Annotated in this window: 10 protein-coding genes and 1 pseudogene; 6 read left to right on the plus strand and 5 right to left on the minus strand. The window is 70.4% G+C overall.

The features are described from left to right. Nucleotides 1–207: 207 nt before the first annotated feature. The gene (locus ACWEIJ_RS41625) at nt 208–1,203 is read right to left on the minus strand and encodes an alpha/beta hydrolase (RefSeq protein ID WP_449842812.1); all 996 of its coding nucleotides are present in this window, start codon (nt 1,201–1,203) and stop codon (nt 208–210) included. A 17-nt stretch (nt 1,204–1,220) separates the two neighbouring features. After that, the gene (locus ACWEIJ_RS41630; protein WP_449842813.1) at nt 1,221–2,531 is read right to left on the minus strand and encodes a cytochrome P450; all 1,311 of its coding nucleotides are present in this window, start codon (nt 2,529–2,531) and stop codon (nt 1,221–1,223) included. Nucleotides 2,532–2,693: 162 nt separating this feature from the next. Between ACWEIJ_RS41630 and ACWEIJ_RS41635 the strand changes: the two genes are divergently transcribed. Then, nucleotides 2,694–3,506, plus strand: coding sequence for an SAM-dependent methyltransferase (locus ACWEIJ_RS41635; RefSeq protein WP_449842814.1), 813 nt, complete (start codon nt 2,694–2,696; stop codon nt 3,504–3,506). Nucleotides 3,507–3,727: 221 nt separating this feature from the next. Then, the gene (locus ACWEIJ_RS41640; RefSeq protein WP_449842815.1) at nt 3,728–5,725 is read left to right on the plus strand and encodes a putative bifunctional diguanylate cyclase/phosphodiesterase; all 1,998 of its coding nucleotides are present in this window, start codon (nt 3,728–3,730) and stop codon (nt 5,723–5,725) included. A 42-nt stretch (nt 5,726–5,767) separates the two neighbouring features. Here the strand turns inward: ACWEIJ_RS41640 and ACWEIJ_RS41645 are convergent, their stop codons facing one another. Further along, nucleotides 5,768–6,715, minus strand: coding sequence for a chitinase (locus tag ACWEIJ_RS41645; RefSeq protein WP_449842816.1), 948 nt, complete (start codon nt 6,713–6,715; stop codon nt 5,768–5,770). Between the two features lie 175 nt (nt 6,716–6,890). On the opposite strand from ACWEIJ_RS41645, the gene ACWEIJ_RS41650 reads away from it, so the two are divergent. Next, nucleotides 6,891–10,028: an ATP-dependent helicase gene (locus ACWEIJ_RS41650; protein WP_449842817.1), complete on the plus strand. Its 3,138-nt coding sequence runs from the start codon at nt 6,891–6,893 to the stop codon at nt 10,026–10,028. Between the two features lie 439 nt (nt 10,029–10,467). Beyond that, complete coding sequence (locus tag ACWEIJ_RS41655) at nt 10,468–13,830, plus strand: ATP-dependent helicase (protein ID WP_449842818.1); 3,363 nt, start codon at nt 10,468–10,470, stop codon at nt 13,828–13,830. On the opposite strand, the gene ACWEIJ_RS41660 is transcribed toward ACWEIJ_RS41655, so the two are convergent. Next, on the minus strand, nt 13,814–14,353 hold the full coding sequence (locus ACWEIJ_RS41660; RefSeq protein WP_449842819.1) for a hypothetical protein: 540 nt from the start codon (nt 14,351–14,353) through the stop codon (nt 13,814–13,816). The two genes, ACWEIJ_RS41655 and ACWEIJ_RS41660, sit on opposite strands and share 17 nt — an antisense overlap. A 75-nt stretch (nt 14,354–14,428) precedes the next feature. Continuing rightward, nucleotides 14,429–14,808: pseudogene (locus ACWEIJ_RS41665) on the minus strand (DoxX family protein). A 62-nt stretch (nt 14,809–14,870) separates the two neighbouring features. Between ACWEIJ_RS41665 and ACWEIJ_RS41670 the strand changes: the two are divergent. Continuing rightward, nucleotides 14,871–16,280 (plus strand): M20/M25/M40 family metallo-hydrolase, encoded by a 1,410-nt coding sequence (locus tag ACWEIJ_RS41670; RefSeq protein WP_449842820.1) that lies wholly within the window; start codon nt 14,871–14,873, stop codon nt 16,278–16,280. Continuing rightward, nucleotides 16,277–17,317, plus strand: coding sequence for a potassium channel family protein (locus tag ACWEIJ_RS41675; protein ID WP_449842821.1), 1,041 nt, complete (start codon nt 16,277–16,279; stop codon nt 17,315–17,317). Before ACWEIJ_RS41670 ends, ACWEIJ_RS41675 begins: the two co-directional genes overlap by 4 nt. Nucleotides 17,318–17,343: the final 26 nt, after the last annotated feature.

Genomic DNA, 17,343 nt, shown 5'->3' on the forward strand with positions numbered 1-17,343 from the left:
GAGCTGGGCGCTCCCGACATCGGCGTCGACGCGAGCAAGACGACCAAGGGACCGGACGGTCTCAGGGGTCTGCCGGGTTCGTTTGGGCGCCGACCTCGCGATCGGCGCCCACCTCGGTCCACCCCTGGACGCGGGCGATTTCGTGCCCTGGCTCTGAGCAGGTTGCCGGAAGTCCTGTCCTCGCGGGCTCGGCGTCCGGCCAGGTGCTCAGATGCTGCGCTGCCACGCGATGACCGCCGCGTGGTAGCCGTCGGAGTCGGGTGCGAAGTTGAAGCAGTGCCCGTAGTCGGTCAGGACGAACGCGTCGATCCGCGGTGCCTGTGCGTAGAACGGCCTCTCGGAGGCGACCAGTGCGTCGGCCGACGAGCAGTCCGAGCCGAGCGGCGGGTTGCCGCAGAAGTAGTCCGCCGTCGTCTGGACGCTCATGACCGGCGCGGTGATGGCGCGGCTGGCCGGGATGACGAGGTTCACCATCAGCGGTGTCGTCACGAGCTCGGCCGTCGCGAAGACGTCCTTTGTGGACTCGTCGTAGTCGATCACCGTGGAGTTCAGCGGACCGGGCTTGTGGAAGCTGGCGTAGCGGGATCCCGGCACCGTCGTCAGGTAGCCGGGGTCCAGGCCGAGCCGGCCCAGCCGCGGGTCGAGCGTGACCGGGATCGAGCTGGCGAACGCGGGCAACGCCTTGACGTAGTCCCACTGGTTGGTCATGCCGGTGATCAGCACCCCGTCGACGTCGTGGTACGTGGCCGCCTCGACGATCGTGACCACCGAGCCGAGCGAGTGACCGCCGATGAGCACCTTCTGGAACTGCGCGCGCATCCGCTGAACCACCTGGTGCACCGCCTCGGCCTGGCTCGGGACGGTGACCAGCAGGCTGAGCGGTTTGCTGCTCCTGCCGGTGCCGATGCGGTCCACCGCCATGGTGGCGACGCCTGCGTGGTTCATCGCCAGCCGGACCGAGCGGACGTCCGGCTGGACCGGGATGTCCCAGTACGCGCTGGTGTACGTGGCACCGGGCACGAGGACCTGAACCGTAGTCGCGCCTTCTGGAACGCACAGCTTGCCGTACATGGTCTGCTGGACGAGGCCGAAGCTCACGGGCGTGTACACGTCCTGGCAGCTGACCTCGGCTGCGTTCGCCTGGACCGGAGCGGTACCGAGCAATGCGAGCACGACGACGGCACAGAGCCGACGGAGACGCATGGGGGAACAACCTCCAACTAGCGGGGAACGGCCTTCATCAGCAGGCCGACGGGGTAGGCGGCGTTGGTGAACTTGGTGTGCACCGGCTGGTCGGGGACCATCCGGTAACGGGTGCAGACGGTCGCCACGGCGATGACGATCTCGGTCAGGGCGAAGTGGTTGCCGATGCACTGGTGGATGCCGCCGCCGAACGCGACGAACGCACCCTTGGGCAGTTGCCGGGCGCGTTCTGGTGTCCAGCGGTCCGGGTCGAAGCGTTCGGGATCGGGGAAGTGTTCCGGGTTGTGGTGCATCGCGTGCGGGCTGATGATCAGCTCGGTGCCCGGCGCCAGCCGGACGCCGCCCAGATCCACCTCTTCCACGACGCGGCGCATGAGGAGCCAGAGCGGGTACTTGCGCAGCACCTCGTTGGCGACCTGACCGACGTAGGTCAGCTTCGGCACGTCGTCGAACGTCACCGGGCGCCCGGCCAGCACCTCGTCGAGCTCGGCGAGCACGCGCCGCTCGACCTCCGGGTTGGCGGCGATCTCGTGGAAGATCCACGCCAACGCCAGCGCGGTGGTCTCGATGCCAGCCGACAACAACGTGATGACCTCGTCGAAGACCTGCTGGTCGGTCATCGGCTCGCCGGCCTCGTCCCTGGCCAGCATCAGCATCGACAGCAGGTCGCCGTGATCGGTGCCGTCGGTCCGCCAGCTCGCGATGACCTCCTGCACGATCGCGCGCATCCGGGCGATGGCGGCGTCGAACTCGCGGTTGGCCGGGATGGGCAGCTTCTCGACGAACGCTGGTGAGAGCGCGCGCACCATGCCGTTCTTGATGATCACGAAGATCGACCGGCGGGCCTCGTCGACCGCGCGCTCGCCGATCTCGGTCGAGAACAGCGCCTTGCCGACGATCGTGACGGCGAGGCCCTGCATGTCCTCTTCGACCTGCCGCACCTCACCCGGCTGCCAGCCCTCGACGAGCTCCCGCGTCGCCTGGATCATGACGTCCGCGTATCCGGCGATCCGGTCGCGGTGGAACGCCGGCTGCATCATCCGGCGCTGGCGCAGGTGGAAGGGACCGTTCGACATCACCAGCCCGTTGCCGATGAACGGGCGGAACTTGTCGAACATCCTTCCTTTGTGGAACTTCGGCGCGTCGGTGACGAGCACCTGATGCATCAGTTGCGGGCTGGCCACGAACAGGGACCGCATCGGGCCGAGGTAGATTTCGACGAGATCGCCCTGACCTCGTAAATTCGCGGTGAACTCGAATCTTTTCCGCAACAACGGCAGAGTGTGCCCGAGAAATGGCAGCCTGCCGGGTGCCACCGGGACGGACATCATCGCTCCTCGCGACGTGGAAAGAGAGGGTCAACCATAGGAGTCATTCGGCGGAGAGTGACAGTGCCCGAACGGGTGGCGTGCGTTCACGCCCGCGGGCTAGCTGTGTCCGCTTCATGCCTGCTTAAGCTTGTGCGTCCGCAACCTGAAGAGGTGGTCGCCATGGTCGACGAACGGAACTGGGTTCCACAGAGCGTTGACATCTCCGTACCGAGCGCGGCGAGGCTGTACGACTACATGCTCGGGGGCGCGCACAACTTCGCGGTGGATCGCCAGATGGGCGACAAGATGGAGGCCGTGATGCCGCACGCGCGCAGTGCGGCCAGGGTCAACAGGGCGTTCCTCGGCCGCGCGGTGCGGTTCATGGTCGAGCAGGGGGTGCGCCAGTTCCTGGACATCGGCTCGGGCATCCCCACCGTGGCCAACGTGCACGAGGTCGCGCAGGAGGAGGCCCCCGAGTGCCGGGTCGTGTACGTCGACCGCGATCCGGTGGCCGTGGCGCACAGCGAGCTCATCCTCGCGGGCAACGACCGCGTCCGCGTGCTGCAGGCCGACCTGCGGGACCCGGACAGCATCCTGAACAGCCCCGAGGTGCAGCTGCTGGACTTCGATCAGCCGATCGGGCTGTTGATGCTGCTCATGCTGCACTGGGTGCCGACGGAGGCGGATCCGTGGGGGCTGCTCAAGCACTACCGCGAGGCGTTGTCCAGCGGCAGCTACCTGGCCATCACGCACTTCGCCGACGACCACGACTACGAGGGCGTCAAGATCGCGGCCGAACGGATGAACAAGGCGGGCGGTGACCAGGTCGTGGAGCGCAGCCGGGACGAGATCGCCGCGTTCTTCGGTGATTTCGAGCTGGTCGAACCGGGACTGGTCACATTCGCCGAATGGCGGACCTCCGGGCCCGGGGACATCTCCAGTGATCCGGCGATCAACCGACTTGCGTACGCTGGGATCGGACGCAAGCCATAGGAAATCTCGATCGAGCGACACTGATTCACACTGTCGGTCGAGAAGAGACCGACAGTGCGTGGGTAAGATGCCGTGCATCTGAGCCCATTGCGAGGCAACCCGGAATGTCGCACCCGAGTCGAATACCAGACGTCACGCCTTCGCCTCAGGACACCGCCAGGGCGCGGCTGACACTTGCGCGGAAATGGGCATATCGGCTGCTCAGCACGGTCTCGATTCCGATGGGCCAAGACGCACTCGAAGCCGAACTGAGCACCCGGCTGGACGTTCTGTGCGCGCTGGTGCACGAAGAGGCGTTCGACACGCCCGCTGCCGAGCAGCTCGGCGCTGACCTGTCGAAACTGGGGTATCTGGGGCACATCGGGCTGGGACTGACCGCGGAGGTGCTCAGCAAGGGCCTGCACGCGCTGCCGGAGTTCCGGCCGGTCGAGCGCTACGCGGAACGCATCTCGCGCCTCATCGGCGCACTCGGGTCCGGCTTCACCGCCGCCAACACCGAGTCCGTGCTGGCGCAGCAGGAAAGCCTGCAGAGGTCGTTGCTGAAGGCCGTGCGCGACGCCAACTGGAACCTCAAGGAGAGCGAGGCCCGGTTCAACGAGGTCGTCACGTCGTCCAGCAACGGCGTGCTGATCGTCGGTCTCGACGGACGGTTGCTCAAGGTGAACGCCGCGGTCGGTGACATCCTCGGGCACACCCCGGACGAGCTCACCGGGGTGGCGCTGCTCGACCTCATCGTGCCCGGCTTCGACGAGATGCTCAGCCAGGCGCTCGACGACCTGGTCAACGGCACCGCGGAGCGGATCAGGCAGTCGCAGCGGATGCTGCGCAAGGACGGTGACGCGGCGCGGTTGTCGCTGACGGCGTCGTTGCTGCGCGGTGCGGACGACGAGCCCAGCCACTTCGTCGTGGTGGTGGAGGACGGCACCGAGCTGGAGCTGCTGCAGAGCGAGCTCAAGCGGCAGGCGCTGCACGACGTGCTGACCGGGCTGCCGAACCGGCAGTTCTTCACCACGCAGCTGGAAACCGCGCTGCGCAAGGCCGATTCCGCGTACGGCGTGACGGTCTTCCACCTCGACGTCGACGCGTTCGGCATGGTGTCCAACAGCTTCGGCGGCCGGGTCGCGGAGCGGTTGCTGCAGCACGTGGCGCAGCGGCTGCAGGCGGTGATGGCGCAGGAGAAGGCCATGATCGCGCGGTTCGACGGCGACGAGTTCGGTGTCCTCGTGGAGAACACGGCCACCACCCCGGACGTCGGCGCGATCATGAAGGCCATCAACGACGACCTGCTCGAACCGACCTATGTGGACGGTCACGGGCTGGCCGTGTCGATGAGCGCGGGCGTGGTGCACCGTCCTGCCGCGGACGCCGAACCGGTCGACCTGCTGCGCGCGGCCGACACGGCCCTGCGCAAGGCGAAGGTGCGCAGGCGCGGTCAGTGGGAGGTGTTCCACCCCGGCCAGGACGCCCTCGACCGCCGTGACCACGCGGTGGCCGTGACGATGCCCGGCGCGTGGGAGAACGGCGAGATCACCGTGCGGTACCGGCCGATCGTTCGGTTGGCCGACGGTGACGTCAGCGCGGTGGAAGCGGCGTTGCACTGGGAGCGGCCGGATGCCGAGGCGCTGGACCACGACCGGTGCGCGGAACTCGCCGAGGCGACCGGGTTGATCCTGCCGCTCGGCGAGTGGCTGCTGCGGGTCGCGGGCGGGCAGTCGGCGTGGTGGCGGCAGCGCGGGCAGCTCGACCGGTCGCTGGTCGTGCGGCTCACCGCGCACCAGTCGTCCGACGCGGACCTGGTCTCGCGCGTGGTGCGGGTGCTGGAGGAGACGGGGCTGGAGGCCCATCGGCTGGCGGTCAGCATGCCCGCCGACGTGCTGCTGCTGACGGACGCGGCCGACAACCTGTCCGTGCTCGCCGGTCTGGGCGTCCACGTGGGGCTCGACGACTTCGGCCTCGGACCGCTCGATCCCGCGACGGTGTCGGACCTGCCGGTGAAGTCCGTGCGGGTGGCGCCTGCCCTGGTCGAGCGCCGATCGCCGTACGTGACGGCGTTGATCCCGCTGGTGCGCGAGTCCGGCGTGACGGTGGCCGTCGACGGGATCGTCAGCGGGGAGCAGGCGCAGTGGTGGCGTGCGGCGGGCGCGGACTTCGCGACCGGCGCCCACTTCGGCACGCCGTTGACACCGGGGGACTTCCTGAAGCGAGTGGAGCCCCGGTGACCGGACGGGGTCGGGGTCACGTCCGGTCACCGGAGGAGACCGCTAGCCGGTGAAGGCCGTCAGGGCCTTGGTGAACTCGTAGGTGCCCTGGCTGATGCCGGAGCACGAGTCGCTCATCGCGCCGCAGTTGCCCTTGTCCCGGTTGACCGCCCAGAACGAGACGCGGGACAGGTGCTTCGAGTTCGCCCAGCTGATGATGTCGCGGAAGTTGGCCGGGGTGACGGTCTCGCCCGTGTCGGTCTTGCCGTTCATCGAGGAGAGGCCGCTGCGCCGGTAGGCCGCGTCGTCGGAGAGGCCGAACGTGGACTTGATGTGGTTCTTCAGGCCGTCGACCGCGCTCTTGGTCTTGGCGGCCATGTCACCGCCGCTGCCGAAGTCGAACGGCATGACCGCGAACGTGTCGATCGGCGCGCCGAGTTCCTTCGATCGGGTGACCAGGCGCTTGCCCCAGCTGTTCGGGCCGGTGGCCTCGGTCGGCATGGTGATGACGACCTTGAGGCCGGCGTTGTTCTGCTTGACGATCTTCAGGGCGCCGAGCACGCGGTCCTGCACGGTGTTGTTCTCGAACTCCTGCGCCTCGATGTCGATGTCGATCGCCTTGAGTCCGTAGGCGTCGATCACCTTCTGGTAGGCGCCCGCGAGAGCGCTGGCGCTGGAGCACTTCTGGCCCAGCTTGTTGCCCGACCAGCCGCCGATCGACGGGACGGCCTCACCGCCGGCCGCGCGGATGTTGCTGATCAGGGTCTTGTCGCTGCCCGTCAGCGAGCGGGTGCCGTCCCACTTGGGGTTGCAGCCGCCGTCGCTGAGGATGAACGCGAGGGTGAACGACTTGATGCCGGTCTGCGACATCACGCTGGTCGCGCTGGGGACGCTGCCCCACTGGTACAGGTAGGGCGCGGCGAGCACGGGGTTCACGGCGGCCTGGGCTTGCGCCGGAAGAAGCATCGCCGTGCACGCGGCAGCGACAGCGCCGACGAGGAACCGCTTCATTCAGTCCTCCAAGACTGCTCGGTCCAGGGCGGCGGAGCTGGCAGTGAGGGGGCTCACAACGTGCTTAAAAATGGACTAGACCACCTCTCTCTGTCAAGAAGGTAGACGAAATCCGCCGGTGCTCCGTCCGGCGGGCGTGACTGATCTTGTCGGTGCAGCGTGGTGAAATCGAGGCGTGGCACTTCCACCCCAGCTGGTCCGCCGGAAGCCGGAGACGCGCCCGCGTCCCCGGTGGGACGCCGCTGCCCAGCGGGTGTTCACGCAGCCCGGCTTCCTGCGGGTGCTCGGCGGTCCCGGGACCGGCAAGACGACGCTGCTGGCCGAGCTGGCCGCGCACGTCGTGCTGGAGGAGGGGGCCTCGCCGGAGAACGTGCTGGTGCTGACGGCGAACCGGCGCGCGTCCGTGGCGTTGCGCGCGCACATCACGCGGCTGCTGACCGGGCGGTTGTCGACGATCCGCGAGCCGCTCGTGCGGACCGTCCACTCCTACGCGTTCGCGGTCCTGCGCAACCAGGCGGTGCTGCTGGGCGAGCCGCCGCCGCGGTTGCTGTCCGGTCCCGACCAGGACGCGATGGTGCGCGAGCTGCTCGCCGGTGACGTCGAGCTGGGTGCGCTGCGGTGGCCCGAGCGGTTGCGGCCCGCGCTGGAGCTGCCCGGCTTCGCGCACGAGCTGCGGGACCTGCTGCTGCGGGCGGCCGAGCGCGGCCTGGGGCCGGAGGACCTGATCGAACTCGGCGAGGAGCACGGGCGGGACGAGTGGGTGGCCGCCGGTGTGTTCGGGCAGCAGTACGAGTCGGTGAACCTGCTGTCCGGGATGGACTCCGCGACCGCGTACGCCCCCGCCTACGACGCGGCCGAGCTGGTGTCGTCGGCCTACGCCGCGTTCGTCAACGACGAGGACCTGCTGTTCGCGGAACGGCGGCGCGTGCGGTACCTGCTGGTCGACGACGCGCAGCACCTCGACCCGATGCAGTACTCGCTGATCAGGTCGCTGGGCTCGGGTGCCGCGCGGTTCGTGCTGGCCGGTGATCCGGACCAGGCGATCTTCACGTTCCGCGGCGCCGACCCGGAGATCCTGCGGGACGTGCCGGGCGAGACGGTCGTGCTGACCCAGTCGCACCGGATGATGCCGGAGATCCGCGACGCGGTGGCGCGCCTGGCCGCTCGGCTGCCCGGTGCCTCGCCCACGCGCAAGGTGCTGCCGGTGGACGGTGAGGGGTCCGTGCAGGTGCGGCTGCTCGCGTCGGCCGCGCAGGAGGCGACGTGGGTGGCGGACCAGCTGCGCCGCTCCCACCTGGCCGACGAGGTGCCGTGGTCGCAGATGGCCGTCGTCGTGCGGTCGGCGACGTTGTCCCTGCCGGTGCTGCAACGGGCGCTGCTGGCCGCCGGTGTGCCGGTGGCGGTGGCGTCCGACGAGCTGCCGTTGGCGCAGCAGCCCGCCGTGCGTCCGCTGCTGGCCCTGGTGCGTGCCGCGGCGGTGCCGGGCTCGCTGGACGAGGACACGGCGGCGATGCTGCTGTCGTCGGCGTACGGCGGCGCGGATCCGTTGGCGCTGCGGCGGTTGCGCCGCGGTCTGCGCCGGCTGGAGATGGCCGCGGGAGGCGACCGTCCTTCGGGTGAGCTGCTGGTCGAGGTGGTGGAGACGGCCGACCGCCTGGCCGCGCTGGAGGACGCCGAGTCGCTGCCCGCGCGGCGGATCGCGCACCTGTTGTCGTTGGCGCGCAAGGCGATCGCGGACGGCAAGTCGGTGGAGGTCGTGCTGTGGGACCTGTGGACCGCCTCGGGCCTGCAGGACCGCTGGGTGGCGCAGTCGGCCCGCCGCGGCATGCCCGGCATGCAGGCGGACCGCGACCTGGACGCGATCGTGGCGCTGTTCGAGGCGGCCGCGAAGTACGTCGACCGCCTGCCGGGCTCGGGCGTGGCCGGTTTCGCGGACTACCTGGAGTCCCAGCGGATCGTCGGCGACACCCTGGCCGCCTCCGCGCCGACGGGCGAGGCGGTGTCCGTCCTGACCGCGCACTCCGCGGCCGGCCGCGAGTGGGAGGTCGTCGCCGTGCCGGGCGTCCAGGAGGGCAGCTGGCCCGACCTGCGGCTGCGCGGCACGGTCCTGGGCGTCGAACGCATGGTGGACGTCCTGGCCGGTCTGGAACCGTCGGTGTCGGCCGTGGCGCCGATCCTGGCGGAGGAACGCCGCCTGCTGCTGGTCGCCGCCTCCCGCGCCCGCTCGAAACTGCTGATCAGCGCCGTGCGCGGGGAGGATGAACAGCCGTCGCGCTTCCTGGACGAGATCGAGTCGACCGCGGAGGAGGAGCGAAAGCTGCACCGCCCCCAGCGCGGCCTGGTGCTGGGCGAACTGGTCGGCGAACTGCGCCGAGTCGTCTGCTCGGACACGGAGTCCCCGGATCGTCGTGCGCGGGCGGCCGCACAGCTCGCCCGCCTCGCCGAGGCCGGGGTGCCCGGCGCGCACCCGGAGTCCTGGTACGGCCTGGCGGACGTCTCCATCGACGCTCCACTGTGGACGGAAGAGCAGAAGGTCAGCGTGACGCCGTCGACCATCGAGGTGATCACGAAGTGCCCGCTGCGCTGGGTCGTCGAACGCCACGGCGGCCAGGACCCGGCCGAGCTGGCCTCGGTCACCGGCACCCTGGTCCACGCCCTGGCCCAGGCCGCCGCGTCCGGCGCCGACTCGGCCCAGCTGCGCGTGAAACTGGACGAGGCCTGGGCGGCCGTGGACGCCGGCGCCCCGTGGTTCTCCCGCCGCGAACGCCTGCGCGTGGAACGCATGCTCGACACGTTCCTGGCCTGGCTGACCATGAGCCGCAGCCAGCTCACCCAGGTCGCCGTCGAGGAGGAGATGGTCGTCGAGGTCCCGAAACGCGACGGCGGCCCGTGGCTGCAGGTCCGCGGCCGAGTGGACCGCCTCGAACACGACGAGGACGGCCGCCCGGTCGTCATCGACATCAAGACCGGCAAGAGCCCGGTCTCCCGCGAAGCCTCGCAGGAACACCCGCAGCTCGCCGTCTACCAGCTCGCGACGTCCCTGGGCGGCTTCACCCACATCGGCCTCGGCACCGAGCCCGGCGGCGCCCGCCTGCTGTACGTCGCCAAGGAGGACAAGAAGACCGGCGCCGTCGAACGCACCCAGGCCCCGCTGGACGAACAGGGCGTCCGCGCGTGGCTGGAGGTGGTGCAGGGCGCGGCGGAGTCCGTGCTGGGGCCGAACTACACGGCGCGGGAGAACGCGGACTGCGACCGGTGCCCGGCGCGCACGACGTGCCCGGTGCACCCGTCCGGGCGCCAGGTGAGCGAGTAGGTGGCAGGTGCGAGCCCGGCGGACGGCTGGGCCTGGTGGCCGCGGTGGCGTGGCGGCCGGGTTTGGTGAGTGCGGCGAGGCCTGGCACCGCGTTGCGACGGCAGTCAGGCTGCTGACCTGCGCGTTTCGCGTCACCGAACGGTCGGCGAACACACGAGGCCGGGTGCTGCGGATGCGCGCGGCCCAGGTAGGAAGATGTATTGGTGACGTTGCTCAGGACCTGTGACCGGACCGTCGCCCCGCGCGACGCACGGCTCGGGGTCGTCGGTGGGCGACGTGTCGTGCCTGGCCGTCGCGTGGATTCCGCGCGTGTGGCAGGCCAGTGCGGCGTGCGGCTCGGGGTCGTCGGTGGGCGACGTGTCGTGCTCGGCCACCGCACCGACGCCAAGTGCGCCGAACACGTGGTGCGGCAACGCGTCACATCCGGGTTGGTCGGCCGATGACCGTCAGCCCCTTCGAGATCGCCGAAGCCCTCGGCCTCAACAAGCCGACCCCCGAGCAGGCCGAGGTCATCGCCGCCCCCACCCAACCGGCGCTGGTCATCGCCGGCGCGGGTGCGGGCAAGACCGAGACCATGGCCGCCAGGGTCGTGTGGCTGGTGGCGAACGGCATCGTGCTGCCCGACCGCGTGCTGGGCCTCACCTTCACCCGCAAGGCCGCCCGGCAGCTGGCGGACCGGGTGCGCGCACGCCTGCGCAGGCTCGCCGGGTCCAGCCTGCTCGACGAGCTCGACCCCAGCGGCGAGCGCAAGATGGCGGTGCTGACCGGCGAACCCGTGGTGCTCACCTACCACGCCTACGCGGGCCGGTTGGTGACCGAGCACGGTCTCAGGCTGCCGGTGGAGCCCGGTGTCCGGCTGCTCACCGAGACGGCGAGCTGGCAGCTCGCGCACCGGGTGGTGTCGACGTGGGCGAAGGATCTCGACACCGACAAGGTGCCGGCGACGATCACCGGGTACCTGCTGGCGCTCGCGGGCGAGCTGGGGGAGCACCTCGTCACGCCGGAGGCGTTGCAGCAGCACGCGGACAAGCTCACGAAGCTCATCGAGAACGCGCCGAAGGCACCGCGGCAGCGGGATGCGCTGCCGGAGAAGCTGCAGGACGTCATCAAGGCGCAACGGCTGCGCGTCGCGCTCCTGCCGCTGCTGGAGGCGTACCAGCAGCGCAAGCGGAAGGAGGCGGCGCTCGACTTCGCGGACCAGATGTCGCTGGCCGCGCAGCTCGCCGCGTTCAAGGAGGTCGCGGAGGGCGAGCGGGAACGGTACGGCGCGGTGTTGCTCGACGAGTACCAGGACACCGGGCACGCGCAGCGCGTGCTGCTCAGGAGCTTGTTCGGGGAGGGCAAGCCGATGCCGGTCACGTCGGTGGGCGACCCGGCGCAGGCCATCTACGGCTGGCGCGGGGCCAGTGCGGCGAACCTGCCCCGGTTCGCGGACGACTTCCCGCCGACGAGGAAGTTCGGGCTGCTGACCAGTTTCCGGAACCCGCCCGAGGTGCTGGAGCTGGCCAACGCGGTGTCGTTGCCGCTGCGGGAGGCGGGGCTGGACGTCGAGGAGCTCAAGGCGCGGCCGGGTGCGGGGCCGGGGGACGTGCGGCTCGCGTTGCACGAGGACATCCGCCAGGAGCTCGACTGGATGGCGGACAACCTTGCCGCGCAATGGGAAGCGCACCTCGATGCGGAAGGTGTGCCGCCGACCGCGGCCGTCCTCGTGCGGCGGCGGTCCGACATGGCGGCCATCGCGGCGGCGTTGCGGGAGCGGGGGTTGCCGGTCGAGGTCGTCGGGCTGGGCGGGCTGCTGGACGAGCCCGAGGTGCGGGATCTCGTTTCGGCACTGCGGGTGCTGGTCGACCCGCTGGCGGGCACGGCGGCGGCGCGGTTGCTGACCGGGTCGCGGTGGCGGCTCGCGGCACGGGATCTGGCGGCGTTGTGGAGCAGGGCGCGGGAGCTGGCCGGAGTCCAAAGCAGACAGTCCGTTGTGGATGATCCGCTGCTGGTGCTGGCGGACGCGCTGCCGGGTGAGCACGCCGAGCAGGCCGGGCTGGCGGACGCGCTGGACGATCCCGGTGACCCGGACGCGTACTCGCCGGACGGGTACCGGCGGATCCGCCGGCTCGGCGGTGAGCTGGCGGCGTTGCGGCGCAGGCTGGACCAGCCGTTGCCGGAGCTGGTGGCGGACGTCGAACGGACGCTGCTGCTCGACATCGAGTCCATGTCGCGGCCGGGCATGGTCGGGCGCGCGCACCTCGACGCGTTCTCCGACGTCGTCACGGACTTCGCGGCGGCCAGCCCGTCGGCGACGCTGCCGTCGTTGCTGGACTACCTGTACGCGGCCGAGCACGCCGAGGACGGGCTGGAGCCCGGCGAGGTCGAGGTGTCCGAGGACCGCGTGCAGATCCTCACCGTGCACTCCGCGAAGGGGCTGGAGTGGCGGATCGTGGCGCTGCCGCACCTGGTGAAGGACGTCTTCCCCGGCCGCAAGAAGTCGTCGTGCTGGCTGAAGTCCGTCACCGAGCTGCCGGCGGACCTGCGGGGTGACGCGCAGGACCTCCCCGTGCTGAAGTTGTCGGCGGGCTTCAACCGCAAGGAGGTCGACGAGGCGCTCACGATCCACGCGGAGGAGTTCGAGGACCGCAGGCTGGTCGAGGAACGCCGGCTGTTCTACGTCGGCGTCACGCGGGCCGAGCACAGCCTGCTGATGTCCGGGCACTGGTGGTCCGAGGCGGGCGACAAGCCCAAGGGACCGTCGGTGTTCCTGCAGGAGATGCACGAGGTGCTGCAGCGCGACGACCCGCCGGGCGACATCAGCGCGTGGGCCGACGAGCCGATCCCCGACACCCCGAACCCGCTCGCCGAGGACGTGAAGACGCGGCTGTGGCCCGCCGACCCGCTGGGCAAGCGGCGCGACGCCGTCGTCGAGGGTGCGCAGATGGTGCTGGCGGCGCTGGACGCCCTGCGCAACGCACCGCCCGAGCCGTTGCCGTTGATCTTCGAGGAAGAACAGGAAGCGACCGCGGCAGCGGAGGACGAGGACTACCCGCCGCCCGACGAGCCGCCGGACGAGGACTTCCCGCCGGAGCCGGAACCGCTGCCCGACGACGTCGTGCCGGACGACCCGGAGATGCCGGAGGAGGATGACCCGGAGGGCTGGGCGAAGGACGTCGACGTGCTGCTCGCCGAACGGGCGGCGTCGATGAACCGGCGCGAGCAGGTCGAGCTGCCCGACCACCTGTCGGTCAGCCAGCTCGTCGAGCTCGCGAAGGACCCCGACCTGCTGGCCCGGCGGCTGCGGCGGCCGCTGCCGTTCCCTCCGAACCCGCTGGCACGTCGCGGCACGGCGTTCCACACGTGGCTGGAGAACCGCTTCGGCGCCACCAGGTTGCTCGACATCGACGAGCTGCCCGGCGCGGGGGACGCCGACGCGGCACCGGACGCCGATCTCGAACGCCTGAAGGAGGCGTTCCTGCGCAGCGACTGGGCGAACCGGACCCCGCACGACGTCGAGGTGCCGTTCGAGGCGGAGTTCGACGGGATTTCGGTGCGCGGGCGGATGGACGCGGTCTACCAGGACCCGGACGGCTGGACCGTGGTGGACTGGAAGACGGGCGCGGTGCCGGACTCCGAGGCGTTGCCGGCGTTGTCGGTCCAGCTCGCGGCGTACCGGCTGGCCTGGGCGGCGTTGATGGGGGAGCCGCTGGAACGGGTCAGGGCCGCGTTCCACTACGTGCGGCACGACCACACGCTGCGCCCGGCGGATCTGCTGGACGAGCAGGGGTTGAAGGACCTGATCAGGTCTGTGGGCTAGTGCTGGCGGGAGCGTGCGCCGCCTTCAGCACGCGCTCGTACAGCACCTCGAGCAGCCACCGTCCGAAGAGCGACGGACCGAACTCGGACGACCTGTCCTCCGGCGGCACCATCAGGTCCGCTGAGGACTCGTCCGCGACCACGACACCGATGCCGTAGTAGTCGAGCTCGATGTACGACCAGGCCTGCGACTCGTCGGAGCGCGGGAGCATCACCGCGCAGGGTGCCAGCGTCAGCAGGGTGCCGCACGACTGCAGGGCGCGGTCCGTCGTGGACTCGCTGACCAGCACGCCGACGAGTTCGACGGCGGCGACGGGCAGGCGGTCGTGCGCGGCGGGCTCGAACCAGGAGCGGAACCAGGACGGGTCGGCGCGAGGCGGCCAGCCGTTCTGGGTTCTCCAGTCGTGGACCTCGGGCAGCAAACGCACCACCGCGGACACCTGCTGGCCCAGCACGGCGACGTCGGGAACGACGACTCCGTCCCAGCCGAGCGCGGTCGCGGCGCGCTGAAGAAGCGTCTGCACAGGGCGCATCCTAGGGTTCCTCGCGCGGAAAATGACAGCGATGCGGGATACTTGGTTAAGGATTACCCAGGGTGGTCATGGGGCCGCTTTGGCCACTTTCCAGGCCCAAGCGACGAGTGGAATCTGTAGCGGCAGGCGACCATACGCCAGTGCACGTGCTTTTGGCGACTTGGAACCGAAATCGAGAGCCATCTTCACGTTCGCCGGGAACACCGCCACGAAGAACGCGGCGGCCGCGAGACCTCCCAGCCGGCGCGTGCGCGGCGCCGCCACCGCCGTGGCCAGGGCCAGTTCCGCCGCGCCCGACGCGTAGGTCCACTGCCGCGGGGTGCCGGGCAGTGCGCGCGGGACGATCGCGTCGTAGTACTTCGGCCTGTGAAGTGGGTCGCTCCCGCCAGGCCGAGCAGTGCGGCGAGCGCCAGCGCGGACCTCGCTCGGGAACGGTTCGGTTCCATGCGGTCACCCTGTCATGCCTACGCCGCGTAGGCGAGACGGCCCTGGCCTATTCTCCACGGGCGTGGCAGGTGATTCTCATCATCCCGAACGCGCCGCGGTGGCCGCGCTGAGCGACTCCTTCGTCGCCGGGCTCCGCGAGTGGATCAAGATCCCGTCGATCGGCGTCGATCCCGAACACCGCGTTGACGTGCAGAGATCCGCCGAATGGCTGGCCGGGCAGCTGCGCGAGGACGGCTGGCCGGAGATCGAGATCTGGGACCACGGACCGGCCCTTCCCGCCGTCTACGCCTGCTGGCCGGCCGAGGATCCGGCCGCGCCGACCGTGCTCGTCTACGGGCACCACGACGTCCAGCCGGTCGATCCCGTCGAACGCTGGCACCGCCCGCCGTTCGAGCCCGTGACCAGCGGCGACGAGCTGTACGGCCGGGGCGCGAGCGACGACAAGGGCCAGGTCGCGATGCACCTGCTGGCGTTGAAGGCACATCTGGCGGCAACCGGACAGAACGCGCCGAGCGTCACGCTGAAGCTCTTCGTCGAAGGCGAGGAGGAATCAGGTTCTCCGCACCTGCGAAAGCTGCTCGAAGCGCACGCGGAGGATCTCGCCTGCGATCTCGTGGTGTTCACCGACACCGCGTTGCACGACCGCGACGCGCCGACGGTGAACACCGGCCAGCGCGGTGTTCTCGGCGGCGAGATCACGTTCTTCGGCGGCACCGACGACGTCCATTCGGGACGGGCCGGCGGCGCGATCCCGAACCCCGCGACCGCGCTCGCGAGGCTGATCGCCGCGCTGCACGACGAGAACGGCCGGATCACGTTGCCGGGCTTCTACGACGACGTGCGCGAGCCGTCCGGCTCCGAGCGCGAGGACTACGCCGAGCTGCCGTTCGACGAGCAGAAGTGGTTGGCGCACAACGGTGGTGGCGCGCAGGCCGTCGCCGGTGAACCCGGCTACACGACGCTGGAGCGGATCTGGGTCCGGCCGACCGCCGAGATCAACGGCCTGAGCAGCGGCTACACCGGGCCCGGTCTGAAGACGATCATTCCCGCGACCGCGACGGCGAAGCTCAGCTTCCGGCTCGTGCCCGACCAGCTGCCGGAGAAGGTCGCCGACGCGCTCAGGGAGTTCGTCGCCAGGCACACCCCGGCGGGCATCCGTGTGGAGATCAGCTTCCGCGGCGAGGGCGTGCCGCCGTACGCGATCAGCCCGGACGACCCGGCCAACGCGACCGTGAAGGAGGCGATGGAGCTGGCGTTCGACCAGCCCGTGCGGTTCGCGCGCGCCGGTGGCTCGGGGCCGGCCGCGGTGCTGCAGGCGTGGCTCGGGGTGCCCCTCGTGTACCTCGGCGCGACTTTGCCGGATGATCGCGTGCACGCGCCCAACGAACGCGTTGTAGTGCCACTGCTCCTCAAAGGCGCGGAAGCGGCGGCTCACCTGTGGCGGATGCTGCCCGAGAGGTTGTCGCGATGAGCCTGACTGACGAAGCGTCGCACTCGCTCGTCGGCGTGGTCCGGATGCCGGACCAGGCGCAGAGTCCCGTCCGCGCCATCGTGAAACGCGTGATCGGCGCGACGGCGGCGCTGCTGCTCGCCGTCCTGATCGTCTACCTCGACCGGGACGGCTACCGCGACGTCAACGGAGACGGCGTTTCGCTGCTCGACTCCTTCTACTACGCGACGGTGTCTCTCTCGACGACCGGCTACGGCGACATCACGCCCGCGTCGTCGTCCGCGCGGCTGGTCAACGTCCTGGTCATCACGCCGTTGCGCGTCCTGTTCCTGATCGTGCTGGTCGGCACGACACTCGAAGTTCTCACCGAGCGCTCCCGTCAGGCGTTGCGCATTCAGAAGTGGAGGCGGGTCGTGCGGGACCACGTCGTGGTCGTGGGTTACGGCACCAAGGGGCGCTCGGCGGTCGCGGCGCTGCTCGGCGACGGTGTCGAGCCCGGCTCGATCGTCGTCGTGGACACCGTGCAGGAGTCGCTCGACGCGGCCTCCGCCATCGGGCTCGTCACCGTGCACGGCTCCGGTACGCGCAACGACGTGCTGAGGGTCGCCGGTGCGGCCCGAGCGCGCGCGATCGTCGTCGCCCCCAACCGGGACGACACGGCGGTGCTGGTGACGCTGACCGCCCGCGAACTCGCCCCGAAGGCGCAGATCGTCGCGTCGGTGCGGGAACGGGAGAACGAGCACCTGCTGCGGCAGTCCGGCGCCGACTCCGTGGTCGTCTCGTCGGAGACGGCGGGCCGCCTGCTCGGTATGGCCACGGCGACGCCGTCAGTGGTCGCGATGGTGGAGGACCTGCTCACCCCGGACGCCGGGCTGGCGATCGCCGAGCGCGACGTCGAGTCGGGCGAGGTCGGCGGGTCGCCGCGGCACCTGTCGGACATCGTGCTCGGCGTGGTGCGGGACGGGAAGCTGTACCGCGTCGACGCCCCGGAGGCGGACGCGATCGAGCCGGGTGACCGGCTGCTCTACGTCAAGAAGGTGACTCCTGCCGGCGAGTGAGGGAGTGCCCGCCCCGGTGAGGCCGA

The sequence above is a fragment of the Lentzea sp. NPDC004789 genome (assembly GCF_053601075.1).